This is a genomic window from Aromatoleum evansii (assembly GCF_012910805.1).
GTDB lineage: Bacteria > Pseudomonadota > Gammaproteobacteria > Burkholderiales > Rhodocyclaceae > Aromatoleum > Aromatoleum evansii.
Genome location: NZ_WTVK01000025.1, coordinates 55586 through 80440, shown reverse-complemented (window position 1 = coordinate 80440; position 24855 = coordinate 55586). Strand labels below are relative to the sequence as shown.

Sequence of the window (24855 nt, the reverse complement as noted above, 5' to 3'; positions counted from 1 at the left end):
CTCGATGCACTTCGCATCAAGAAACCGACTACGCCGGAGCAGCTGACGCTCTTGTAGTGGCATTTTTGAACGTCGACTTCTGATAAATCAGATAGTTACGCGATTAGCTGTCGAACTCCGGTGGCCAGGGCGATGGCCAGCGCTTCAAACGGGATCATCACGCAGCCGTGGCGGCTGCGGTACGGATGCACCGGCGCGAAGAACCCGAATTCGTCGGGCTCTTCCGACTCATCGGCACCGGCGAGCATCGCCGCCATGCGCGCGCGAAGCATTTCGACTTCCCCCTGCGTGCAGCCCACCGCATGCAGGCCGATCAGCGATGCCGACGCGCGGCACAGCAGACAGCCTTTGACCTCGTGCGCGATCGCGGCGATGCGGCCGTCGACGATCTCGACGTCCATCCGCACGCGGTCGCCGCACATCGGACTGTCGCGCAGCGCCGAACCGGTCGGTGCGGCGAGCCGCCCGGCGCCGTGCGCGGCGTCGGCGAGCGCGCGGATGCGCTTGTTGTAGAGGGTTTCGATCATGGGCGGGAAGGCTCCCCGCTCCGCTCGAAACCACCAGCGCCAACCAGCGCGGGGGCGGCGGCGCGGTCGTTGTCGCCGACGTTCGCGTCGTCACCGCCTTCCGGCGCGCTGCGGATCAGCCCGCCGACACCCATCCGCATGATGTCCTCGCGCGTCGGCGGAATTCCCGCCATCAGCCGCGGCAGCACGAGATCGAGGCCGTTGCTCTTACGCGAGCGGCCGCAGCCCGGCAGGATCATGACTGGCGCGGTGCCGATGCGGCCGAGCACGAGCATGTTGCCGGGCTCGACCGGCATGCCGAAATGCTCGATCGTGCCGCCGATCCCCGTCACCGCGGCGGGCGCGATGTCCTTGCGGTCCTTCGCGACGGTCGCGCCGCACACCAGCACGAGCTCGCATCCGGCGGCGAGCGCCTGGTGCAGCATCGATTCGAGCGCATCGCGCCGATGCGGCCCGCGCAGCACGAGCGCGAGCCGTCCGCCGAGCCCGTCGAGCCGCTCGCGAGTGACCTGTGCCGTCGCCGTGAAGATCGCATCCTTCATGCCCGGCAGTTCGGTCTGGATGAGCGCCGCACGGCATGGTTTCAGCTCGGCCACGGCGATCGTCGGCGCACCCGCGGCGATCTCGCGGCACGCGTCGAGCAAACGCCGCGGCACGGCGAACGGAATGATCTTCACGGTCGCGACGACCTGACCGGGATGCGCGACGGCATGCCGCGGCAGCGTACCGATCGCGATGGCCTCGTCGAGCAGGTTCATCCGGTCGATGCGCTCGGCGTCGATGCACAGCACCCCTGCCGCCGATGCGTGCAGGTTGCAGCGCCCGGCACGCGGGGCACGCGTCTCGACGTTCGCCCCCACGAGCAGCCCAGCCAGCTCGTCCGCGGCTGCGTCCTCGGCGACGTCCTCCGGCTCGAGCCGGGCGCCGGTGACCGCGGCGAAACCGACGTCATCGAGCAGATCGAGGTCGCGCGCGGACAGCACGCGGCCCTTTTTGAGCGTCCTGCCTCCGATCTTCAGCGTATGGGCGAGCATCACCCCTTCGGCGGCGGCCAGCGGAAATTCGTCGAAGATCATCGGACACTCCTCCGGATGCGGGTCGGCTTCATCTGCCGCGGTGCCTCGCCTGGATCACCTCGGCGAGGATCGCGACCGCGATCTCGGCGGGTGCACGGCCGCCGAGAGCGAGCCCGACCGGGGCGCGGATGCGCGGAATCGCCTCGGCGAGCCCCGCCTCGGTGAGCCGCGCCACGCGCTTCGCGTGCGTGCGCGTGCTGCCGAGCGAGCCGATGTAGAACGCGGGGCTCGCGAGTGCGATCGTCAGCGCCGGATCGTCGAGTTTCGGGTCGTGCGTCAGCGTCACGATCGCGGTGTGCGCGTCGGGCTTCAGGCGTTCGAGCGCCTCGTCGGGCCACTCCGTCGATACCTCGACGTTCGGCAGCCGTTCGGGCGTCGCGAATGCGCGGCGCGGGTCGACGACGATGACGTCGAAGCCGGCGATCGCCGCCATCGGCGCCAGCGCCTGCGTGATATGTACGGCGCCGACGATGATCATGCGCGGCGCGCCGACGTGGCAGCGCACGAAGAGCGCCCCCTCATTCGCCCCCTCCCCCGCCGCGAGCACGCCGCTGCGGTTCGCCGCGAGCCGCGCGCGCGTCTCTGCGAGTTCGGCCTCGTCGAGCCTGAGTTCGCCTGCCACGGCGTCGTCGAAGACCAGCGCGTGCGCGCCGTCGGCCAGCCGCGTGACGAGCGCGACCGGCCGCTTTGTGTGCCGCGCGGCGAGGAGCGGCCCGAACAGAGCCTCATCGACGCGCTCGACGAGCACCTGCACGCGCCCACCGCACGCAAGACCCACTTCCCACGCCTGCTCGTCGCTGACGCCGAATTCGAGCAGCCGGGCCTTGCCGTCGGCGATCGAGTCCTGCGCCTCGCCGATGACCGCGCCCTCGATGCAGCCGCCCGAGACCGAGCCGACGAAAGCGCCGCCCTGCTCCACCGCGAGGTGGCTGCCCTCGGGCCGCGGCGACGAACCCCAGGTGCGCACGACGGTCGCCAGCGCCGCGCCGCGGCCTTCGGCCCGCCAGCGCTCGAGCTGGGCGAAGAGCTCGTCGTCGGTCGCCGGCGCTGCGCGTGCCGCCGGCACCGCAGCGGCGGCCGCTTTCCGACGCCGACCGACACCCGCCACCCGCGCATGTTCATCGATGCGGTCGGCGAGCCCGGTCACGCCCTCGCCGCTCGTCGCCACCGCAGCCAGCACCGGCACCTGCCAGCCCTCGCCGCGTGCGCTGCCGCGCATCTCGAGGTCGCGTACCGTCGCCGCGGCGAGCGGCGAGTCGGCCTTGTTCACGACGAGGATGTCGGCGATCTCGAGCACCCCGGCCTTGATCGCCTGCACCTCGTCGCCGAGCCCCGGCGCGCACACGACGATGCGCGTGTCGGCAAGCTGCGCGATCTCGACTTCCGACTGGCCGACGCCGACGGTCTCGACGACGACGACGTCGAAGCCTGCGGCGTCGAAGAGATCCACCACCCGTGCGGTCGTCCGCGACAGGCCGCCGAGATGGCCGCGCGACGACAGCGAGCGGATGAACACGCGCTCGTCACCGCCATGCGCCCCCATACGCACGCGGTCGCCGAGCAGCGCGCCGCCGCTGACCGGACTCGACGGATCGACGGCGACGACCGCGACGCGCTTCCCGCGCGCGAGAAGTTCGCCGAGCAAGGCGTTGATCAGCGTCGACTTGCCGGCTCCGGGCGCCCCGGTGATGCCGACGACGTGCGCACGGCCGGTGCGGACGGCGAGCGACGCGAGCAGCGCGTCGGCACCGGCCGCGTCGTTCTCGACCGCGGTCAGCGCGCGCGCGAGTGCCGCGCGGGAACCGGCGAGGATCGCGTCAGGGGCTAGGCCTTCAGGCTGGACCATTGTCGGCTCTCAATCCGTATGAGCTCCCATTATCTTGCACGAGCGGCTCGACAGGCGACTGCCTCGCACCCCGGCCCCGCTTTCAATGCCGCGGAAACACGAGCCCGAAATCCTCGACGAACTCCGCCAGACCGAGCGCCTCGAGATCCTCGAGCGTTCTCAGCATGTAGGGATGCAGCCTGCCCCGGCGCACGAGCTGCGGCACCTCTCCGAGGCCGTCCGCGAGCACCGCGGCGAGCGCGTCGCGCTCGGCGACGAGCAGCATCGCGACGTCGGCGTCGAAGTTCCCACGAAAGTCGCGCAGTGCGACGCTTGCGCCGCACGGCGTGCCCCGCCACACGAGCACGCGGCCCGAGCGCGCGGCAAACTCGTCCTTCGTCAGCACGCCGACGGACGCGTCGGCGGCGCCGAGGTCCTCGCGGTCGAGCATCGCCTTCCACGCGGCGCAATCGAGCACGCCGTCCGTCGTCGCCGTCGCCATCGCGCGCCTCTATGCCGGCAACATCGCAGTGACTTCGATCTCGACCTTCGCGCCGTGCTCGACGAAGCCGGCGACCTGCAGGGCCGTCATCGCCGGAAAATGCTTGCCGATCAGCTCGCGATACACCGCGCCGATCTCGGCGAGCCGCGCGTTGTATTCCGCCGTGTCGCCGAGATACCAGTTCATCCGCACGATGTTCGACGGTCGTGCGTCGGCCTGCGCGAGGATCGCGACGATGTTCGTCAGCGCCTGACGGACCTGGCCGACGAGGTCGTCGGTCTGGAACTTCTCGTTCTCGTCCCAGCCGACTTGGCCGGCGACGAACACCATGCGGCCGCTCGTGACGACGCCGTTCGAATAGCCTTTCGGCCGCACCCAGCCGGGCGGTTGCAGAAACTGCATGTCGCGTTCTCCTCGGTGATGGGGTGGTGCGGCCGCCGGTCGGCGGCCGCTTTTCCATGAAACGTTCAGATCCGCACGCCGAGCCGGTAGCCCTCGTGGATCGCCGCATCGAGCCCGCGCGCGATCACCGCGTCGCCGGCGCCGTGCAGTTCGTCGACCATCCACTGGAACTCGTGGAACAGGTCGTGGTTCGCCTTGCGCGGCCCGGACACGATCACCGTGTCGGCTTCGACGAAGGTCTCCTCGCCCTTCACGCTCCGGATCATCGCCCCCTCCGTGGTGACGCCGGCGAGCACCGATGAGGTCAGCGTGCGGATTTCGAGTTCCTCGATCCACGCCGAGTGGCGCCACTTGAACGACGGCATGACATCGCCGGCGATGCGCTTGTCCTCCTCGACGATGACGACCTCGTGGCCCTGCTTGCACAGCGACTCGGCGAGCGTGAGGCCGATCTTGCCCGCGCCGACCATGACGATGCGCTTGCCCGGCTGCACCTTGCCGGTCGCGACATCGAGCGCATCGACCAGTCTGTCGTGGCCCGGGATGTGGCGGTAGGCGGCCATGTCCGTGCGCGAGCCCGCCGCGACGATGCACACGTCGAACTGGTGGAGGATGCTGCGCATGAACTTCGCGTTGGCTTCGGTGTTGAAGCGCACGTCGATCTCCATCTTGCGCGCCATCGTCTCGTAGTAGCGCACGACCGACATCAGGTCGTCGGGCCGCGCGAGGTCGTTCGACGCGTAGCCGACGAGGCTGCCGCCGATGCGGTCGCCCTTCTCGAACACGGTGACGTCATGGCCACGGCGCTTCGCGGTGATCGCCGCCTCCATGCCGGCGGGGCCGGCGCCGATGATCATGATCTTCTTCTTCACCGCGGCGGGCGTGACGTGGTACTCCGGCTCGACCTCGTGGCCCAGCGTCGGGTTCATCGCGCAGGTGTAGGGTAGATCGCGGAAGAGCCGCGACAGGCAGTTGAGCGAGCCGATGCAGCGGCGCACCTCGTCGAGCCGGTCCTCGGCCGCCTTGTGCAAGAGCTCCGGGTCGGCGAGCATCGGGCGGCACACTTCCCAGTAGTCGAAGATGCCGTCGGCAATGCACTGGTTCGCCATGACGGGGTCGGGCAGGCGGTTGCCGAAGGTGATCAGCGTGTTCGGGAACAGCTTTTTCGCCTTCGCCGACAAATAATTCCAGTGGCCCGGCGCGACGTCGCGGCCGATCGACGACTCGGGCGCCTCCTGCCAGCCGACCGTCACCGAGATCATGTCGACGCCGCAGTCGACCGCCTGCTGCATCAGCTCGAAGCACTCGTCCTCGCTGTTGCCGCCCCAGCGGTCCATCAGCTCCGCACCGTTCAGGCGCACGACGAGCGGATGCTCGGGGGTGGCCTGCTTGATCGCGTCGATCAACTCGCGCATGAAGCGGCCGCGGTTCTCGATCGAGCCGCCGTATTCGTCGCTGCGCTGGTTGGTGAAGCGCGAGTTGAAGTTCGCCAGCAGGTAGCCCATGAAGCTCGTGACTTCGGTGCCGTCGAAGCCGGCGCGGATCGCGCGTTTCGCGGCGTCGGCGTGCTGCATGACGATCGCACGGATCTGCTCCTTCGTCAGCTCGCGCGGCGGCCGGAAGTGCGGCAGCGTCTGCGGCACGACCGACGGCTGGATGCAGTAGCCGAGATCGATGCCGCCGTAGCGCCCCGCGTGCAGGATCTGCTGTATCGCGACCGCGCCGTTGTCGTGGATGTACTGCGCGATCGTCTCGAACTGCGGCAGGAACTTGTCGTCGAAGAGCGCGACCTGGCGGAAGTAGGCCTTGCCTTCGCCGAGCGGGTCCGGGTAGGCGCCCTGGTTGGTGATGATGCCGGCGCCGGTGCCGGCGATGACGCGGGTACGGGCGAGCTCGCGCGGCGTGATGAAGCCGTCGCGCGTGTTGTAGTTCGACACGCAGCAGGCGCCGTACTTGACCATGTTCTTGGTCTCGTACCTGCCGATCTTGCCGGGCTTGAACAGGTGGGGGAGCTTGAGCTCGCCGGGTCGGGTCATCGTTGTCTCCTCGTCAATTCGGTGTGGCTGGAACGTCGTTTGAATCGTCGGTCAGCCGTCTCAGGCAGCGACGGCGTTGCGCGGCGCCTGCACGGGCGGCAGCGTCGCAATGAATTCGCGCAGGCTTTCGCCCTGCATTTCGCGGATGCACCCGAGCACGTCGCCGAGCGACGACCCGCATACGCAGGAACATGCCGCCGGGAAGACGAAGCCGCCGGGGCCGAGCGGTTCTTCCGTCATGGAGGCCTTCTCTTCCTGGAGTTCCTGCACCAATGCCATCACATTTCCGAGCGCTGTCATGATGTTCTCCTCGAACGAATCGGCCTGGATCGCCTAAGCCGTTGCACGTGGAGTCAATGTATCGGGCCGCCTTGTGCAGATCCCCCCCCACCCGGTATGGGTTGAATTGCGCTTTCAGGAAACTGTTGCGGGCGTGCGGATCGAGTCGGCCAAGCGAACTCCGCCCTTCGGAATTTGCGATTCGGAAGGCATATTCGGTGCAATAGACAGGCCGAATACCGAATAGACGACGGCTGGAAGTTTCGTAGGGCGGAAAAGCGAAGCGCCTTCCGCCGCGTGTCGGCGGTCGCGCACACCCATGCAGCGGATAACGCCGCTGCGCGGCTCATCCGCCCTACGAAGTGCGGGATCAGGCCAGCGCTTTCTCCCGCGTGCGCGACGGCGATTCGCCGAACCTCGCCTTGTACGCGGTCGCGAAATGGCCGAGGTGGTGGAATCCCCAGCGGGTCGCGATACAAGTCACGGTCTTGTCGGCGGACGTCGGGTCGCGCAGTTGCTCATGCACGCGCTGCATCCGCACCGACTTCAGATAGGCCATCGGCGTCGTGTTGCGGAACTCGCGAAAACCTGCGAACAGCGCGCTCGTGCTGACGTTCGCATGTGCGGCGAGGTCGCCGACCGTCAGATCCTGGTCGGCATGCGCCTCGATGTATTCCTCGACGCGGCGAACGTGGCGCGGAGCGATCGACTGCGACGGGTTCAGGAGTTCGTCGCGATAGTTGTTCGGCTGGACGATGAGCAGCGTACTGACGAGCAGGTGCTCGATCTGCGCAGTGGCGAGCGACGATGTGACCGTCGGCGACTGATGCTCGAACTCCGATACCAGATATGACACCAGCGCCTGCCAGCTGACGCCACCCTGGCTCGACATCTCGAGGCCAAGTCCGAACTCGAGCGGCTTGCGCAGAGGGTGGCCGAGATGCTGCGCGCAGACGTTCTCGAGCAACGCACGGTCGATCTTGACCATGATCTGGTCGCACTCGTCGTAGATCATCTCCGTCAAGGGCAGCGTCGGAGTGACCACCGATGCGACTTCCGGCGTCGAGTGGATCGTTTGCTCGCCGCAGCGCACATCGGCGTGTCCGGTGAGCGGCATCATCACGAGCAGGAAATCCTGCAGACAGCCGGCGTCGATTGCGACCGTCGCGCCGTAACCGAGGCGGTTCACCGACACGCCGCGGATCGGCGCGTGCTGCATGCGGGTGTTCACGCGGCTGTCGCAGCCGGCGAATTTCAGGTCGTGCGGGCAGAACACGCCCGCCACGCGGTCCCGGGCCTCGTCGAGATCCCGCGTATGGAAAAGCGTGAAGCGGGAGAGCGCATCGCGCCCTCCCAGCGACGTCATCAACGCCTGGGTCATGGTGCTCCTCCTCCGGTGTGGATTCCGTGCCTTCTTGTCGGTGCCAGGCATCGGAATCGGTGTGGACGCGTGCGGTCTGCGCCGTCGTGCGCGTCGTCATTCAGCGTCTATCGTCGAACCTCCTGTTCATGGGTATCGGTCGCCGCGCGGACCGGATCGGGCCGCGCCGGCTGGGGGCAGGTCCACTGTATACAGTATCCCAGCAAAGCCCACGTGCACAGTGGGGCCAAGCGCGGCGGCGTTTACTGATCCAGGTCAACTGCCGTCGTCTTACCCGGCGGCATTCAAAAAATTTGATGGAGACCGATCAAAAAGACCGTCACCGGGGCGCATCGCGGCGAGTTCACGCATTACCTGCGCCTGCTCTGCGACGTGCTGCTCGATGTGCGCGATCTGCGCGGCGTCGAGATGGCGGAACTTGCCGAGCAGTTTCAGGTAGTCGGTGACCGGGGCCGGATCGTCGATGTCGCGCGAGAGCTTGAGCCCGTGCTCGCGGCGGTACTCCCACAGCACCGCGAAGTTCGTCTCGACGGCCTTGCGCGCGACCTCGATGTTGCTCGCCGACGGGAAGCGCCAGCCGGACGTGCAGGGCGAATACAGGTGCAGGTAGGCGAAGCCGCGTTCCGACGCGTCGAGCGCCGCCTCCAGCTTCGCGTAGAAGTCCTCCATGAACGCGGTGGAGGCGGTCGCGACGTATTCGCAGCCGTGCCACATCATCAGGAGCGGCAGGTTCTTGGCGTCCTGCGTCTTGCCGCGGGCGCCCTCGCCGACCGGCGTCGTCGCCGTCCACGCGCCGTAGGTCGTGCTGCCCGAGCGCTGCGCGCCGGTGTTCATGTAGCCCTCGTTGTCGACGCAGACGAAGAGGATCTGCTCGCCGCGCTCCGCGGCGCCCGACAGCGACTGGAAGCCGACGTCGCCCGCGCCGCCGTCGCCCGCGAGCGCAAGCGCGGTCACGTTGCGGCCCTTGCGCTTGTATTGGCGGCGGATGCCGGTCAGCATCGACGCGGTGTTCGTCAGCAGCGGATGGAACACCGGCACCTTGCAGCCGAGCATGCCGTTGTAGCCGACCGAGCCCATGCCGGGAATGCATCCTGGCGGCGTCGCGAGCACGGTGTTCGAGCCGACGCGGCGCAGCGTGTGGCGCATGATGAGCTCGGTGTTGCAGCCCTGGCAGCCGCCCAGGCCCGGCACGAAGAGGTCCTCGAGTTCCCCCCAGCGGTTGTAGAGCTTCGCCGTCGTGACGTAGCGCAGCGCCCCGCGCGTGCAGGCCGCGACGCATTGCGGCGCGCCTGCGCACTGGTCGCATTTGACGACGTAGCCCTCCTTCGCGCTGAACGCGATGCCGCCGAAGGTGCAGCCGGCGGTGCAGATCAGGCAGTTCACGCAGCGCCCGGCGTCCCACGCGACGATGCCGTCGTCGCCCTTTTCAAGCGCGGCTGCGGGGCACACCGACGCGCAGCGCGGATCGCCGCACTGGCGGCACTGCGCGACGCCCCAGCGCCCGCTCTCTGCGTCGCGGATGATGTGGATCCGGGCCTGCGCCAGTTTCCCGTCGGTCGATTTCGCGCTCGCGCACGCATTCATGCAGTCGCCGCAGCCGTCGCAGCGCGCCGCGTCGAAGGCGATGGTAGGGGTTGCGGTCACTGGACTACTCTCCGTTCGTTGAAGCTTGTCGGGGCGCTACATGACGTAGGGCGGAAAAGCGAAGCGCCTTCCGCCGCATGCGACGATCGAAATGCCCATACGGCGGATAACGCCTTCGGCTCATCCGCCCTACGGCTCATCTCCACAGTCCGGACATCAATGCCCGCGCGGTGTCTTGCGGGTCTTCAAGCAGGGCGTCGGCCCGCGCGCCGACGTCGACGCGGCGCAGGATCAGCTCCCACATGATCCCGGGGTCGAACAGCACGTCGACGCCGAAGACGCCCTGCAACCGGCCCTCGCACAGCACGATCTTGAGGTACGCGTCGCTGCCCTCCCCGCCGCGCACCCGCGTCTCCCAGCCGGGGCCGGCCTCGCGCGGCGCGTCGCGCCCGACCGACAGCGCACGGCGGCCGAAGAAGCCGTAGGTGTTCAGCGACACGCCGCCGGGATAGGGCTGCAACGCCGGATCGCCCGCCATGCTCATGCCGGCGGTGCGGCCCTGCTCGACCGCGTCGGGCAGGATGCCGCCGGCCGGCGTCGCATCGCCGAAGAAGCTCCGCGTCTGCACGACGTCGCCGGCCGCCCAGACGTTCGCTGCGGCGGTGCGCATGAACTCGTCGACGACGACACCGCGCTCGACCGCGACACCGGAGCCGGCGAGATAAGAAACCTCGGGCCGCACCCCGGCGGCGACGAGCAGCACGTCGGCGTCGCACGCCTCGCCACCTTCGAGCAGCACGGTGCAGCCGGCCGCGCGCGGCGCGACACGGGCGACGCGCCGGCCGGTCAGCACCTCGACGCCGTTGTCGCGGAAAGCGCCCTCGATGCGCGCCGCGGCAGTCGCATCGAAGTAGCCGGGCAGCACCTGGTCGCGCATCTCGACGATCGTCACGCGTGCCCCGGCGCGCGCCAGATTCTCGGCCGCGTGCATGCCGACGAGACCCGCGCCGAGGACGACCGCGCGCCCCGCCGAACGGCCGGCCGCACTTGCAACTTCTCGCAGCGCGAGCGCGTCGTCGAGCGTGCGCAGCACGTGAAAGCGCACGTCCGACAGGCCCTCGATCGGCGGGATCGCCGGCGCGGCGCCGGTCGCGAGCAAGAGCTTGCCGTAGCCGATCTCGCGGCCGTCGGCGAGGCGCAGCCGCGAATACGCGGTGTCGAGTGCGGCGGCGTGCGCCTGCTGCCGGTAGGCAACCTGCAGGTCGTCGAACCAACCGCGCTCGCGCAGGGCGATGCGGTCCTCGGGGCGCTTCCCGGACACCACGTAGGGCAGCACCGTCGGCGACACCGGCAGCCGCCCCTCGCGGTCGAGCACTGCGATGCTGCCGTCCGCGTCGTGGGCGCGAATCGCGCGCAGCGCTTCGAGGCCGGCGTGGCTCGCGCCGAGCACGACATAGTCGAACTGTTCCATTCATCGATCCTCGGCGTTGAGCCACACGGGCGCGCGTGGGCAGGGCGAATCGAGCAGCCTGGCCGTCGCGGCGATCGCGCGCTCGAAATGCGCTTGAGTCAGATCCGCCCCGGCGAGTCCGCCGATCAGCGACAGGCAGGGGATGCGCTTGCTGCAGTACTGCAGCGCCGCGAGCGTCTCCTGATGCACCGGGCCGCTGTTCCAGCCGTAGGACACGGCGCGGTCGACGACGCCGACCGCACGCAGCTTGTCGAGCGCGGCGACCATCGCGTCCACCGGGAACGGCCGCAAGGTCTTGATGCGGATGAGTCCGACGCGATCGCCCCGCTCGCGCGCGGCGTCCACCGCGTCCTTGGCGGCGCCCGCCATGCTGCCGATCGTCACGAGCGCGTACTCGGCGCCATCGAGGCGGTATTCCTCGACGAGCGGCGCGTAGCGGCGGCCGAAGCGGCGCGCCCACTCCTCGTGCACCTCGACGATCACGCGCAGCGCGTTCTGCATGCCCTCGCAGTGCCCGCGGCGGTAGCCGACGAAGAGCGCCGGACCGGGCCCCGTCGCGCCGCCAGTCAGCGGATCGACACCCATCGGCCGGTCGGGGTCGAGCGCGGCGTGCCAATTCACGTCCGGCGTGCCGAGGAAGTCGTCGACCTCCGCCTGGTCGGGCAGCTCGATACGCACGATGCCGTTCGACAAATAGTTGCCGTCGTGATTGACGTTCACCGGCAGCATCACCGAGCGATCCTCGGCGATGCGGTAGGCCATGACGATGGTGTCGAGCACCTCCTGCACCGTCTCGCAGAAGAGCTGCACCCAGCCCACCTCGCGCACCGTCATCGCGTCCTGCTGGCCGCCCCACACGCACTGCGGCGTGATGCCGTCGCGGTTGACGATGGACATCACGATCGGCAGGCGCAGGTTCGGCGTGCGGAAGTACGGCTCGAACATGAAGGCGAGGCCCTGGCCGCAGCTCGCCGTATAGGTGCGCGCGCCGGCGAGCGCCGCGCCGTGCAGCACCGACAGCACGCTGTGCTCGCCCTCGGCCTCGACGAGCTCGGCATCGAGCACGCCGTCGGCGACGAACTGCGCGACGTATTCGGCGAGCGAGGACTGCGGCGTGATCGGATACACGGCCACCATGTCCGGCCGCGACAGCACGATGCCCCACGCCGCGGCCTCGTTGCCGTCGCAGACGAGGATCGTCGGCTCTTTCTTCACGACCGCCTTATCGGTCCCCTGCGCCATTCCTTTGCCTGCCGGTTCGGCAAGCGGAGCGACCTTCTCGACGACCTCGTTCATCTCATTCCTCTTCGGCGACCATCGAAATCGCCCCATGCGGGCATTCGCGCGCGCAGATGCCGCAGCCCTTGCAGGTCGCGAGGTTCATGTCGAACCAGCCGGCGCGCTCGACCACGCATTGCACCGGGCAATACAGCCAGCACACCGCGCATTTGACGCATTTCCTGCGGTCGACCACCGGACGCAGCGAGCGCCAGTCGCCCGGCAGCATGCGGCTGTACTCGGTCGCGATCGGGCACAGCGTCTTCGGGATCGCGCTCGCGTCGAACAGCGGCACCGCCTGCTTCTTCATGCCGCCTCCCGCTGACCGATGCGGTGCACCACGGTGCGCGCATGGCCGAGCGCGAGCGCGCGCCGGTTCTGCGCGAGGCCGCCGTCCCTGAAACTCGTCTCTTCCAGCGCGCGCTCGAGCGCTTCGAGCGACACGAGGCCCGTCGCGCGCGCGAACGCGCCCAGCATCACGGTATTGGTGATCGGCCGCCCGAACACCTCGCGTGCGATGCCGACTGCGTCGCACACGGCGACCGTCGCGACCGTAGCCGGAACCGCGATATCCTGCGGTGCGAGCCGGCTCGCCTGCACCAGCATGCCGCCGGCGCGCAGCCCGGCGAAGATGTCGACGACGCGCGGCAAGGACGAGTCGATGCACACGACGCAGTCCGGTGCATAGATGTTGGTCATCGCCCGCATCGGCGTCTCCGACGCGCGCAGGTAGGCCGCGACCGGCGCGCCGCGGCGCTCGAAGCCGAACTGCGGCACCGCGACGACGTGTTTTCCCTCGGCGACGAGCGCCTTCGCGAGTATTCCGGCGGCGAGCACCGTCCCCTGGCCGCCGCGTCCGTGCAGTCGCACCTCGAACATGCGCCCTCCGTCAGGCCGGCACGAGCGCAAGCACGCGCAGCGGGCTGCCCGAGCCGCCGACGAGCTTCAGCGGCGAGGCGACGACGACGGCGCCGGTCGGCGGCAGCCGGTCGAGATTCGCGAGGCTCGCGAGGCCGAACTTGCCGTTGCCCTGCATGATGTGGTGCGTCCAGAACGGCGGATCGAAGCTGTGCGCCTGGCCCGCGTCGGTGCCCACGGTCTCGACGCCGACGCCCAGCACATCGCGTTCGAGCGCGAGGAGTTCGGTCGCGTCGCGGTCGAAGCCCGGCGAATGCGGCCCGTCCTCGCGGCAGTTGAGGAATTCGGCGACGCCGACGCGCTTCGACCAGTCGCTGCGCAGCAGCACCCACGATTTCGGCGGGATGCGCCCGTGCTTCGCTTCCCACGCGAGCACGGCGTCGCGCGTGAGCAGGTGGTCCGGGTTCGCCGCCGCCTCGCGGCTGATGTCGATGACACAGGCGGGGCCGACGAAGCGCTCCGCGGGAATCGTGTCGAGCGTGTTGTCGGCGCGATCCTTGCCGCTGACCCAATGCACCGGCGCGTCGAAATGCGTGCCCGTATGCTCGCCCATGCGGATCGTGCGCCAGTACCACGCGGGGCCCTTGTCGTCGTAGTGCGAGATCGTCTCGAAGCTCACGCCGGGCGAGTTCGCGAACGGCGGCGGCAGCGCGAGCACCGGCGTGTCCGGGCCGAGCGGCTGCGTCAGGTCGACGACCGTGACCGAGCCGCGGGCAAGCTCTGCGGCGAGCTGTGTCAGTACATGGCCATTGGCGCTCATGCTGTTCTCCTCAATCGTCGATCTTCAAAGGGACCACGGCGGCGCCCTCCGCGCGGGCCGGTTCGTGCCCGCGGGCGCGGGCGCGGATGCCATCGGGATGGATGCGGTGGGGATGGGTATAGACGGTCGCGGAAGGACCACGGACGAAGCCGCACAGCGTGATGCCGACGCGTTCCGCGAGCACGATCGCGATCGAGGTCGGCGCGGACACCGCGGCGACGAGTTCGAAGCCGGCGCGCGCGGCCTTCGCGACCATCTCGTAGCTCAGGCGCGAGGACAGCACGACGCCGCAGCCGGCGAGCGGCACCTCGCGCAGCAGGCATTCGCCGACGACCTTGTCGAGCGCGTTGTGGCGGCCGAGGTCCTCGGCAGCGGCGACGATGCCGGCACGCGGCGAGAACAGCGCCGCGGCATGCGCGCCGCCGGTGGTGCGGAAGAGGTGCTGCCGGCGCTGCATCGCCGCCATCAGCGCGGTGAGCTCCGACCCCGCGAGGCGCAGCCGGGCCCCGACCGGCGCGAAGTCGTCGAAACCGTCCTCGATCGCATCGCGCCCGCCGCACACGCCGCAGGAGCTCGCGACGACCACGTCGCGCCGCTTCACCGCGACACGCTCGGGCGCGACCAGGCGCATGCGCACGACGTCCTGCCGGTCGGGGCAGACGGCCATCGTCGCGATGTCGTCGAGACTGCCGATGATCCCCTCGGAGTATGCGAAGCCCGCCGCGAGCGCGAGCCGCTCCGGTACCGGTTCATCGCCGAGCACGCCCTCCCCGGCGACGAAACCGGCGGCGCCGTCGTCGCGCTCGTCCCCCTCGGCCGGCGTCCACATCAGCGTGTAGCGCCCGACGCCTTCGACGTCGATCGTCAGCGCCTCCTCGTCGATGACATGGCAGGTCGCCTCGCCGCGCACGTCCCCGGCGGTCAGCCGGAGCGCGGACACCGCGCGGCTGCCGCTCGCCCGCCACAGCCGGGCAATGCTCGTACGCATCGGGCTTCTCCGTCGCGGCAAGTCAGTGCCGGAAGCGGTACGCGAAGCTCAGCGCCGGGTCGTAGCCGCCGGCCTTGAACACGAGCACGCGGAACGCGTAGTAGCCGGTGAGTTCGAGGCCGGCGACCGCGAGCATCCACGCGAAGGCCGGCGGCGCGGCGAGCATCATCAGCGCCGAGACGACGAAACCCGCCCCGATCACGAGCGGCACGAACCAGCGCGCGAAGCCCCCCTGCAACAGCATCGCGACCGACTGCCGTCCGCCTTCCGACGCGTGGCGCGCGCCGTTCAGCAGACACAGCACGGTGACCAGCCCATACAGCATCAGCGCGACCGCGAGGACCTGCAGCAGCCGCACGGTGTCGGGCCGCTCCGCGAGGAAGTGCTCGCCGAATCCGAACACCAGCGTCAGCAGCACGCCGTTGAGCAGCGCGTATGTCAGGCTCGCGACCGGCATCAGCCCGCCGCTCCACAGCGCGATCGCCGGCGATTGCGACATCGCGAAGCCCTGGTACACCATGATCACGAAGCACGCCGCGAGCGCGACCGCCGCGACGAGCTGCGACACCCCGGCCGGCAGCACGCCGGCACGCACGTCGATGACGTGCAGCGCACCCGCGACGACGAACAACAGGATCGCCGCGAGCCCGCGGCTCACCCACGAGGTGCGCACTTTCGTCAGTGCGCGCCAGCCGCGCAGCGGCTGCCCCAGGTGCAGCACGTGCCCGCCGGCCTTGCCGAACAGCACCATGAGCAGCCCGGCGACCATGCCGGGAACGAAGCCGAAGAACTGCGCGACGAAGTACAGCCCGGCCCCGGCCTCGCCGAAGAAGAACGCGGTGGCCATCTGCACGCCCCACGCCTTCTGCAGGCCGACGCCGACGCGGAACGTCCCGTCCGCGATGCGGTTGCTCGCGATCATCAGATTCTCCTTCAGTCGATGTAGAAGACGCGCGGGTTGGTGTTCTTCTCCGGCAGCGGCTGGCGCCCGCGGCGTTCCAGGATCAGCTGCCGCGGACGACTATGCGGGTCGTCCAGATCGCCGAAGATGCGCGCCTCGGTCGGACAGGTCGCGACGCACGCCGGCAGCAGGCCGGCGTCGACGCGTTCATGGCAGAACGTGCATTTGACGACGGTGCCGGCGGTGAAGCGCCCGATGCCCTGCTCCTCGAACGGCGTCAGACGCCCGTCGCCGAACAGCCCCTTGTTCAGCATCTCCGGCTCGAGCCGCGTGCGCTGGTCGTACGGGCACGCGACGATGCAGGTGCCGCAGCCGATGCATTTGTCGCGATCGACCATGACGATGCCGTCGGGGCGCGTGTAGGTCGCGCCGGTCGGACAGGCGCGCTCGCACGGCGCGTCCTCGCAGTGGTTGCAGATCGTCGGCACGTAGCTGCGCGTGACGTCGGGATACTCGCCGACCTCCTCCGACAGCGTCTTGGTGAAGAACACGCCGTCGGGCAGGCTGTTCTCCTGCTTGCACGCGACCGCGCACGCGTTGCAGCCGATGCAGCGGCGCAGATCGAAAACCATCCCCCACTTGGCCATCAGTGCGCCCTCCCCTTTCCGCCAATCCTCCCGCTCCGCTGCCCAAATACCGAATTGCCGGCCGCGACCGCCTCCGGCACCGAGGCGATTTTCGTCAGCTTCACCTTCGCGACCGTCTCCGGCTGTCCGCTGCACGCGTCGGTGTGCCGCAGGTTCGCCGGCAGCAGCTGGTTGAAGTTGCCGCCGCCGTGGCGCACGCCGGTGTTCTGCGTCGCCACCCGCGACAGCGCGTTCGACACGCACACCGCATCGGGATGGACGCCTTCGGACAGCGCGAGCTTCGCGACGATCGAGCCGTACGGCGACTCGATGCGCACGATGTCGCCCTCGTCCAGCCGCCTTTCACGCGCGGCCTTCGGGTTCAGCAGCACCGCCGTGTGCACCGGGTCCTTGAACACGATGTCGTTGATCCACGGGTTGCCGATGCTCTCGCCGAAGTTGATCTGGATGTCCTTGAACGTGATCGCGTAGAGGTCGAAGTCGGCCCGTTCGTGATGCACCGGGTCGGGCACTGCCGTCGGCAGCGGCTGATAGTCGCCCCACTCCCACTCGTGGCGGAACGGCACGTCGGCCACCTCCATCTTCTGCCGCAAGGTGTCGCGCGCCCGCACGATGTCCTCGAGGTAGAAATGGAGTCGCAGCCCTTCCCACGGCCGGTACCACTTCTCCGGACGGCGCGGCGTCACCGCATGGCCGTGCTCGACGTACCAGTCGAGATCCTGGCCGTTCCACAGCTTGCCCTTGCGCTCGGCGATTTCGCGGTCGCTGTACTTGCGCGTCGGTTCGAGCAGCAGCTCGGGCTTCTGGTGGAAGCCATTGACGAAGTTGAGGATGCCGTTCCAGGTCTCGAGCAGGCCGAGGCGCTCGGAGATCTCGTAGAAGATCTCCTCCTCGCTCTTCGTGTCGTACAGCGGCGGCGTCGCGGGCTGGCGCAGGCACATGCCCTCGTGGTGCGGCGGCTCGATCATCGTCATGTTCCACGACTCGAGGAGATCGTGCGACGGCAGGATCACGTCGGCCCACTCGTTCGATTCGTTCGGCAGGATGTCGATCGCGACGATGAAGCGCATGTCGCGCAGCATCGCGTACCACTGCTCGCGGTCGCCGGGCAGGTTCCACAGCGGGTTCGAGTGGCACATCAAGAGCGTGTCGGGCCGGTAGTCGAGCCCGAACTTGTCGGCGTTCGCGAGCGTGTGCTGCGTCAGATGCCCGGGATCGACGCCGATCGGGAAGAAGCCCATCAGGTGCGTCTCGTTCGGCGGCCACGAGAACGGCACTTCCGGATGCAGCTGGTGCGGCATCGTCTGCAGCATGCCGTTTTCGCCGGCCTGGATCGTGCCGAAGCCGCCGCGGATGTCCTGCATCTGGTCGTCGAGCGTGACGCCGACATGCCCTCCCGGCGTGTCGATCGCGCCGACGAGGAAGTTCACCAGCTTGAACGCGTGGTTCGCCATCGCGCTGTACTTGTGCCCCTGCGCACCGCGATAGTAGTTGTACGCGGCGGGGCGCAGCGGCAGCACGCGGCCGTCGATCTCGATGAACGAGCCGATCTGCGCGGCCTTCGCGAACTCGCGCGCGATGCGCCGCGTGGTCGCCGCCGGCACAGTCGTCAGCTTCTCCATCTGCTCCGGCGCACAGTCGGCGAGGATGTCCTTGAACTTCTGGAAGGCCGGCCGGCACGGCTTGCCGTCAACGGTGTAGGTGCCTTCGAGCGCGAAGTCCTTGATCTCGGGGTCGTCCCACAGCCGTGCGCGCTTGTCGACCGCGTCCCACACGTAGATCTTGCCTTCGCCGTTGCGCACGAAATACCCGTCGGGGCCGACCAGGTAAGGCGCGTTGGTGTCCTTCTTCAGGAACTTCGCGTCGTAGAGCTTCTCCGCGACGAGCACGTGCGCGAGGCCGAGCGCGAACTGGCGGTCGGTCGCCGGCCGGATCGGCACCCACTCGTTCGCCTTCGCGGCACCGATCGACAGCCGCGGCTCGACGACGACGACGCGCATGTTGCGCTCGACGCGCGCCTTCGCGACGTGGTTCGCCTGCGCGGCGGTGTGCAGGTGCGATGAAAAACCATCGCCGCCGCCGTTGTTGATCCAGTAGTTGCAGTAATTGACGTCGTTCGCCGCGGCAAAGGCGGCGTGGATGAACCCGTTCATCGGGTGGTAGCCGCCGCCGCAGAAGTTGCCGACCGACGACAGGTAGTTCGCGTTGCCCAGCGCCGCCGGCCACGCCCACAGGAAGAGCTTCTGGAAGTCGTTGATCGCCGGCATCAGCTTGCGCGGATCCTCGTCCAGCGTCTTCTTCAGCTCGCGGCCGACCAGGTCGAGCGCCTCGTCCCAGCCAATCGGCACCCACTTCGGATCGACGCCGGGCCCCTTCTCCGGGTTCGTGCGCCGCAACGGCGTCCTGAAGCGCGCCGGATCATAGTGCCGCAGGATCGCCGCATTGCCCTTCGGGCACAGCCGCCCGTTGTTGCTCGGGCTCGTCGGATTGCCCTCGATCTTGTTGATGACGCCGTCCTCGCTGACGTGGATCCGCGTCGTACACGAGTGGATGCACATCTTGCAGCTCGAATTGAGCCACTTGCCCGGCTTCATCGAGTTCTGCACCGGCTGCGTGAGAGTCTCCATTGCCGCTCCTCGGTGGAAAGTCGCGTCGCTTATCAAGGCTCTACACTATTGGAGCGCCCCCGGCGGGACTATCCGGCAACTGCGGCGCCTATCCGGGGACTGCGGATGTTTCCAGAGCGTTTCGTAGGGCGGAAAAGCCGAAGGCGCCTTCCGCCGAATGGTCACGTCCGCACCGGGAGGCGCTGTGCATTTGGCAAGGCGAGACCTCTTCGGACCTACAGATTGTTCTCGGCTAAGAATGGTCGCCAAGCAAGGGCCGTCACGCCAAAATCGACGACGATGACTGCCAGCTGGCAGCAGCTCGATGAGCCCCAATATCCCATCCGCAAGGAAGAGGTTGACGGGAAGTCCCTTGGGGATGGGTAAGGTGTCAACCTCCGGTCGCGCTCTCTTGGGCGCATCTCGTCCATACCGGAGCCTTGGTCCTGATGACTTCAGATTCATCCTCGTCGGAGTTGACCGGTTCAACCAGAGCGCGGCGCAGTAACTTGCCATCCTTCAGGCGCCGCATGTCGAACCCAATCGGCGTCGCTCCGTGTGGAAACTGGTATCGATATATGACGGCATCGCTGTTCTCCGCGAAGCACCAACCGAAGACCATACCGAAATTTCCAGAAAACCGCCGAGTGTGCTTTGAAGTATCCATCACGACGAGTTCGATCGGCTGAGAGTATGAGGCCCCTCGATTCGGGAATAGGGCCAGCCACCCCGCATAGCGGTGATTTTCGGAAATGCCAGGCTTATCGAAGCCGTCCTGGTCACCAAACCTCGGCGCCAGTAATGTAGAACCGCCACGTTCAATAAGCGTTAGTTTGCCGCCTTCTTCGTCAATCCGTACGCCAATGAACTCTGCCGCCCGCGCCGACAGCGTAACTCCGGCTGTTAGCAATAAGGTTAGTGAGATGAGTCGCATGGCGCCCAATGAAAGTGACCGGCCTGCGCGGATTTTCGCACAGGTCCGTGGCTTCGATTATGGCTTTGGAGTGCTATTGAAAAGGGCGATGATCTTGGCAAGAAGATCATTCTTCGCGGCGAAGACCCCGAAGCCGAAGGCTGCGGATAACAAGCCACCAGCGATCAGCCAGCCACCAACGGACACATGATGAAACAGCCACTTCAGCGTAACTTTCTCGGGCGACTGCAACTCACCCTTCGCCTTGGAAATTTTCAATTCGTAAGCCATTGCATTGAGCACCCGACGAAGCCTTTCGGTCCCTTCGTTCCAGTGCACTCGATTCATATAGTGCCCCGTGTTGTAGGTGATGTGACTTGGCCTAAACACAACGTACCCAAGCTCTGCAACGTGAGAACTTTCCGTTCCGAAAAGATTACGAGAAAGCGCCATTGCATTGCGAAGAACAGTATCAGCCGTCGCGAAATCGAACTCTTCGAGGGCGTTGGTTCTGGCAAGAAGCGATTCGATTTCAGTGACGCTCATAGGTCAGTAATGATGCCGAACGTGAAATAACCGGACGCGCAAAGCGCACCTTTTCGCAGTCCGGTTGTTTTATGGTTAGGCTTGATGATGACGTATGCGTTGCGCATTTATGAACTCCACCGTATTGACGTATTTTTCCTGCGCCTCCGGCGGTAATTTTGAGTAGGCGCCAAAGGTGTTTTCGAATCCTTGATAGAACTGCTGTATGCAAATAGGTGGCGCGACGGCAAGGTCATGAGCGAATACGGCCGGCCAGTTGACCACGCTGCGGCGTATTATCCCGCACTTTATGGGCACATCCCAATCAACAATAACGTCACGACTGCCACTCGTCATTTGAAGATTTGCGGCCTTTTCTCGAACTGAATCGGCAAGCGTAATTCCAATCCATTGAGCGGACTCTCCAACGCGATATGCTTCGATCAGCGCTGGACCCGCATACATGGACCGATCCAGGTTGAAATAGAACTTTCCGAACGCCAGGCCAGCTCGTACCGGAACGCAACGACACATTGCCTTGTGAAGTATTTCCGCCACCAAAACGATCATGCAGCGTAGCTCTGTGTCCGAGCCCACCTTGGTAAATAGAACGATCGTGTCGGAGAACGTGACGGCGTACACCGCTTCTCGGATGTGCAAGCGCTCCTTAGTATCGAGAAATTCCAACTCGAAGTCTTGTGCGTGGTCACGGACGGCGGCCAGCTCGGAAAGCATTCCCCATGCAGCGTCTGCATCCCGCTCCACGATTGAGGACATCCCGAGGATGTCAATGTGGGCTACGAAGCGAAAGTCATCGGGAACCATGATAAAAGCCCAACGTAGAAGTCAGGGGCAGCCGGAGCGCGAAGCGCGGAGAGAACCAAAAGCATCGCTTCTTGCTGTCCCCTCGACTAATTGGTTAGATTGCATATTGCATACGCAACCAATGAAGTAGTTCCTCCACTGCTGAGATACCCTCAGTCGCATGCGCGGTTTTCAATTCGTAAGGTGCAAGCCAGGCGGTATTCTGGGGCTCAACGAGCCGTTCAGCACGCCATTCAAGTCCACGTTTTTGAAGTTCAATAGGAAATGGTTGCATTCGCTGCCGATGCTTGAATCCTTCTGAGAGTTCTTTGAGCTTCAAAACGTCCAGCCAGCGCGGCCAATCTTTCACGACAATCTGCCGGTCGAGAAGCGCCTGCTCAATTGAACCTCTGGAGGCCGTGAAGACGAGTTCCCCCGAAGGAAGAACCTCCCCCTCTATCGCTCGCCAAACGTTTTGCAGAGAAAACTCACAAAGCGCGTTCAATTCATTGATGACAGAACGAATCACAATCTGTTCAAAGTTGTACGGGCTGTGCGGATGAACGACGACTTGCTCGATAGTTTCCTCATCGGCTCCCGCTAGCCCAGCGCTCTGAGAGGCTGTCTCTGTCGCGGCCCAAGACAGAGCACGAGCATAAAACGACTTGATGATTTCGAGTTCTTGCCAGAGAAGATCGTCGAGCACTTGCTTCTCCTTTGCTTTTCATTCAAAGGTGTAGATGACCGACCTGCGGGTTTTCGCACAGGTCGGATGACCATCATGTTACTTCTTTGCATTAGTGGCGAGCCGTACCTTTTCGGCAAATGAAGAAACCTCCGTATGGTGCAACAGGTAAACGCCGGCGGCGGAGGCAAGCTGTCGAGCTGAGGGTGTGTAGTTGGCGTTAGATACCATATCGGCTTTCTCAAAATCGCGTCCAGCGATGATTTCTTGTACTGCTGTATTCCCGACTGCTTGGCTATAGAGTTTGCACTGAAAGACCGCTCTCTTTCCATTCAGCGACGCAATTATGTCAATGCCTTGATCACCTGTCGTCGATGTCGGATGTGCATACCACCCAAATTGGTTGAGAAGATCGACAACCATTAGTTCGAACTCTGTGGGGGAGAGAGTGGTAACGTCAGCCTCGCCCAATAGTGGCTCGGCGGCCTCAAATGCGGTGCAGAACTTGGTTCTGGCTGTTATTTCCTTGATGATTCGGTTTCGATTGGCGTCGAGCCATGAGGCAGGGATATCTTGAGCGACTACTGTGCGGATGAAGGTAGCAGCCTCCTTGTCCCATGCGTCGCAGACTTCGATGCCGTAGGCATTGATATATACACATTGCTTGTACTTCCTAGCGAGGACGGGTACGTGGGATTCAATTATTTCATCGACGCGCAGCCAGCGTTGGCGATTCTCCTCCATTTCCTGCAATTCTCGCTGATCCATGACGTTGATGTCTCCCGAAATGAGGTTCAGAAAAATCTAACGTGGAAATCTCCGGGCGGCAAAAGCGCAGCTTTTGACTGTCCGGTGCATTGATGGGATGGACTCCCCCGTCTTTTCGGCGCCGAATAGGCGCCACCGGTGCTCATGGGGATGGGGATCGGTCATCGACGAGAGGAGTCCGAAATGCATGCTACTACCGTTGCCGTTGATCTTGCCAAGAGTGTATTCCAGATTGCCGTTGCCGATGACAAGTGGAAAGTCGTCGAGCAGCATCGGCTGACCCGATTGCAGTTTGAACGCTGGTTCCAGAACCGCCAGGTGGATCTGGTGATCATGGAAGCTTGCGGCTCGGCGCACCACTGGGCACGCTGGCTGGCGGGGCTCGGCATCGAGGCGCGCCTGTTGCCGGCGGGCTACATCCGGGCCTATGTGAAGCGCAACAAGACCGATGCCGCCGACGCCTGCGCGTTGCTCGAAGCGGCGCGCTGCGCCGACATCGAACCGGTGCGCATCAAATCCGTCGAGCAACAGGCGCTGCAGAGCCTTCATCGCATCCGCTCGTTGTGGATGACCACGCGCACCTCGCGTATCAACGCGCTGCGCGGCTTCTGCCGCGAGTTCGGGCTGATGATTCCGCAGGGCGCGCGCACGGGCATCGAGGCGATCAGCCGCGTGCTCGCCGACCCTCACTCGCCGGTGCCGTTGTTGGTGCGCGGCTCGATGCACTTGCTCGTTGAAGAGATCCGCCTGCTCGAGCAACGCATTGCGGATCTGGAGAAGGAACTTGCCGCGCTCGCGCGCGAAAGCGCCGCCTGCAAGCTGTTGCTGTCGATCCCGGGGATTGGCCTCTTGACCGCGACGGCGATGGTCGCTGCCACCAGCGGCAAGGTCACGCACTTCAAGGACGCACGGCATTTCGCGAGCTGGTTCGGGCTGACGCCGAAGGAATACTCGTCGGGCAGCACGCGCCGGCTTGGGCGCATCTCGAAGCGCGGCGACCGCTATCTGCGGATGCTGCTCACGCACGGGGCACGGGCAGTACTCCGAAGCGCGACACTGGCGCGCCAGGCCGGCCGCCAACTCGACGGCCTGCGTGCCTGGATCACGAACGTCGAAGCGCGGAGCAATCACAACAAGGCCGCCTGTGCGCTCGCCAACAAGCTCGCGCGCATCTGCTACGCCTGCCTGCGCGACGGCACGCCATTCGGCGAGCCGCAACCGCGCCCGATGAAGAAACTCGAACGCACCGCGTTCGCCGTGGCGGCCTGAGGACCGCGCCATGAACACGACTTATCCACCGCGGCACGCGCGCCTGCGTGAGAGGCGCCACGCGCGCGCCGCCGTGGATAAGTCTGCTGCCGTTGTTGTTTCCGCTGTTCCCGTCCCACGCTTGCACCGAGACTGATCGCCCATCATGGCAAACCGGGTCGCACCCACACGGATTGACGCCGATAACTCTGCCGGCAGCTTCACGCGTGCCGCTTGCATCGATTGGCGCACCGTGGGCAGATTCCATGTCGGCACGGACCACTCAGAGTCCACACCAGATGCCGGATATACGACTGCATGCGTTTCCCTACGGCCAGAAAAATCGCTCAGTTTCCTTGCCTTCCGGGGGAGTCCATATACGCCTGTGCGCTCGCCAACAAGCTCGCGCGCATCTGCTACGCCTGCCTGCGCGACGGCACGCCATTCGGCGAGCCGCAACCGCGCCCGATGAAGAAACTCGAACGCACCGCGTTCGCCGTGGCGGCCTGAGGACCGCGCCATGAACACGACTTATCCACCGCGGCACGCGCGCCTGCGTGAGAGGCGCCACGCGCGCGCCGCCGTGGATAAGTCTGCTGCCGTTGTTGTTTCCGCTGTTCCCGTCCCACGCTTGCACCGAGACTGATCGCCCATCATGGCAAACCGGGTCGCACCCACACGGATTGACGCCGATAACTCTGCCGGCAGCTTCACGCGTGCCGCTTGCATCG

At 66.2% G+C, this 24855-nt stretch carries 25 protein-coding genes; 2 read left to right on the top strand and 23 right to left on the bottom strand.

Going from position 1 to position 24855, the window contains the following annotated elements; genetic code table 11:
• Positions 1–95 precede the first annotated feature (95 nt).
• The 23 genes from GO615_RS14350 to GO615_RS14235 all read right to left on the bottom strand — a co-directional run bounded on the left by GO615_RS14350 (position 96) and on the right by GO615_RS14235 (position 22876).
• Entirely contained in the window at positions 96–527 is a 432-nt protein-coding gene (locus GO615_RS14350; protein ID WP_169129164.1) for an iron-sulfur cluster assembly scaffold protein, read from the bottom strand.
• Positions 524–1603 carry a molybdopterin-binding protein gene (locus GO615_RS14345; protein ID WP_169129162.1) on the bottom strand — a complete coding sequence of 360 codons (1080 nt, stop codon included), beginning with the start codon at positions 1601–1603 and terminating at the stop codon, positions 524–526. Before GO615_RS14345 ends, GO615_RS14350 begins: the two co-directional genes overlap by 4 nt.
• A gap of 28 nt (positions 1604–1631) precedes the next feature.
• Positions 1632–3449, bottom strand: a complete 1818-nt coding sequence (gene meaB, locus GO615_RS28640) for a methylmalonyl Co-A mutase-associated GTPase MeaB (RefSeq protein WP_211167114.1) — start codon at positions 3447–3449, stop codon at positions 1632–1634.
• 82 nt (positions 3450–3531) lie between these two features.
• A complete protein-coding gene (locus GO615_RS14330) occupies positions 3532–3930 on the bottom strand; it encodes a hypothetical protein (RefSeq protein WP_169129160.1) in 399 nt (132 codons plus the stop codon).
• Positions 3931–3939: 9 nt separating this feature from the next.
• Complete coding sequence (locus GO615_RS14325; protein WP_169129158.1) at positions 3940–4332, bottom strand: RidA family protein; 393 nt, start codon at positions 4330–4332, stop codon at positions 3940–3942.
• A gap of 65 nt (positions 4333–4397) precedes the next feature.
• A complete protein-coding gene (locus GO615_RS14320; RefSeq protein ID WP_169129156.1) occupies positions 4398–6368 on the bottom strand; it encodes an oxidoreductase in 1971 nt (656 codons plus the stop codon).
• A 60-nt stretch (positions 6369–6428) separates the two neighbouring features.
• Positions 6429–6668, bottom strand: a complete 240-nt coding sequence (locus GO615_RS14315; RefSeq protein ID WP_169129154.1) for a hypothetical protein — start codon at positions 6666–6668, stop codon at positions 6429–6431.
• Positions 6669–7017: 349 nt separating this feature from the next.
• Positions 7018–8028: an AraC family transcriptional regulator gene (locus tag GO615_RS14310; protein WP_169129152.1), complete on the bottom strand. Its 1011-nt coding sequence runs from the start codon at positions 8026–8028 to the stop codon at positions 7018–7020.
• A gap of 270 nt (positions 8029–8298) precedes the next feature.
• Positions 8299–9672, bottom strand: a complete 1374-nt coding sequence (gene padI, locus GO615_RS29390) for an NADH-dependent phenylglyoxylate dehydrogenase subunit beta (protein WP_169129150.1) — start codon at positions 9670–9672, stop codon at positions 8299–8301.
• A gap of 136 nt (positions 9673–9808) precedes the next feature.
• On the bottom strand, positions 9809–11083 hold the full coding sequence (padH, locus tag GO615_RS14300) for an NADH-dependent phenylglyoxylate dehydrogenase subunit epsilon (protein WP_169129148.1): 1275 nt from the start codon (positions 11081–11083) through the stop codon (positions 9809–9811).
• Positions 11084–12379, bottom strand: coding sequence for an NADH-dependent phenylglyoxylate dehydrogenase subunit alpha (padG, locus tag GO615_RS14295; protein WP_246262290.1), 1296 nt, complete (start codon positions 12377–12379; stop codon positions 11084–11086). It abuts the gene before it with no gap.
• Between the two features lies 1 nt (position 12380).
• Entirely contained in the window at positions 12381–12671 is a 291-nt protein-coding gene (padF, locus tag GO615_RS14290) for an NADH-dependent phenylglyoxylate dehydrogenase subunit delta (protein ID WP_169129146.1), read from the bottom strand.
• The gene (gene padE, locus GO615_RS14285; protein ID WP_169129144.1) at positions 12668–13240 is read right to left on the bottom strand and encodes an NADH-dependent phenylglyoxylate dehydrogenase subunit gamma; all 573 of its coding nucleotides are present in this window, start codon (positions 13238–13240) and stop codon (positions 12668–12670) included. Before padE ends, padF begins: the two co-directional genes overlap by 4 nt.
• A gap of 10 nt (positions 13241–13250) precedes the next feature.
• The gene (locus tag GO615_RS14280) at positions 13251–14039 is read right to left on the bottom strand and encodes a cyclase family protein (protein WP_169129142.1); all 789 of its coding nucleotides are present in this window, start codon (positions 14037–14039) and stop codon (positions 13251–13253) included.
• A gap of 10 nt (positions 14040–14049) precedes the next feature.
• Positions 14050–15027 carry a formate dehydrogenase accessory sulfurtransferase FdhD gene (gene fdhD / locus GO615_RS14275; protein ID WP_169129140.1) on the bottom strand — a complete coding sequence of 326 codons (978 nt, stop codon included), beginning with the start codon at positions 15025–15027 and terminating at the stop codon, positions 14050–14052.
• Positions 15028–15049: 22 nt separating this feature from the next.
• Positions 15050–15949: a DmsC/YnfH family molybdoenzyme membrane anchor subunit gene (locus GO615_RS14270; protein WP_169129138.1), complete on the bottom strand. Its 900-nt coding sequence runs from the start codon at positions 15947–15949 to the stop codon at positions 15050–15052.
• A gap of 11 nt (positions 15950–15960) precedes the next feature.
• Positions 15961–16575 carry a 4Fe-4S dicluster domain-containing protein gene (locus tag GO615_RS14265; RefSeq protein WP_169129136.1) on the bottom strand — a complete coding sequence of 205 codons (615 nt, stop codon included), beginning with the start codon at positions 16573–16575 and terminating at the stop codon, positions 15961–15963.
• Positions 16575–19202, bottom strand: a complete 2628-nt coding sequence (locus tag GO615_RS14260) for a molybdopterin-dependent oxidoreductase (RefSeq protein WP_169129134.1) — start codon at positions 19200–19202, stop codon at positions 16575–16577. The genes GO615_RS14265 and GO615_RS14260 overlap by 1 nt, the downstream gene beginning before the upstream one ends.
• Positions 19203–19572: 370 nt before the next feature.
• Positions 19573–20115, bottom strand: coding sequence for a hypothetical protein (locus GO615_RS14255; protein ID WP_169129132.1), 543 nt, complete (start codon positions 20113–20115; stop codon positions 19573–19575).
• Between the two features lie 57 nt (positions 20116–20172).
• Positions 20173–20640 (bottom strand): hypothetical protein, encoded by a 468-nt coding sequence (locus tag GO615_RS14250; protein ID WP_169129130.1) that lies wholly within the window; start codon positions 20638–20640, stop codon positions 20173–20175.
• A gap of 75 nt (positions 20641–20715) precedes the next feature.
• Positions 20716–21444: a hypothetical protein gene (locus GO615_RS14245; RefSeq protein ID WP_169129128.1), complete on the bottom strand. Its 729-nt coding sequence runs from the start codon at positions 21442–21444 to the stop codon at positions 20716–20718.
• A 94-nt stretch (positions 21445–21538) separates the two neighbouring features.
• Positions 21539–22129 carry a hypothetical protein gene (locus GO615_RS14240; RefSeq protein ID WP_169129126.1) on the bottom strand — a complete coding sequence of 197 codons (591 nt, stop codon included), beginning with the start codon at positions 22127–22129 and terminating at the stop codon, positions 21539–21541.
• Positions 22130–22207: 78 nt separating this feature from the next.
• Positions 22208–22876: a restriction endonuclease gene (locus GO615_RS14235; protein ID WP_169129125.1), complete on the bottom strand. Its 669-nt coding sequence runs from the start codon at positions 22874–22876 to the stop codon at positions 22208–22210.
• A gap of 183 nt (positions 22877–23059) precedes the next feature.
• Between GO615_RS14235 and GO615_RS14230 the strand changes: the two genes are divergently transcribed.
• Positions 23060–24145 carry an IS110 family RNA-guided transposase gene (locus GO615_RS14230; protein ID WP_169129124.1) on the top strand — a complete coding sequence of 362 codons (1086 nt, stop codon included), beginning with the start codon at positions 23060–23062 and terminating at the stop codon, positions 24143–24145.
• Positions 24146–24442: 297 nt separating this feature from the next.
• Positions 24443–24634 (top strand): hypothetical protein, encoded by a 192-nt coding sequence (locus GO615_RS14225; protein WP_246262289.1) that lies wholly within the window; start codon positions 24443–24445, stop codon positions 24632–24634.
• The last annotated feature ends 221 nt before the right edge of the window (positions 24635–24855 follow it).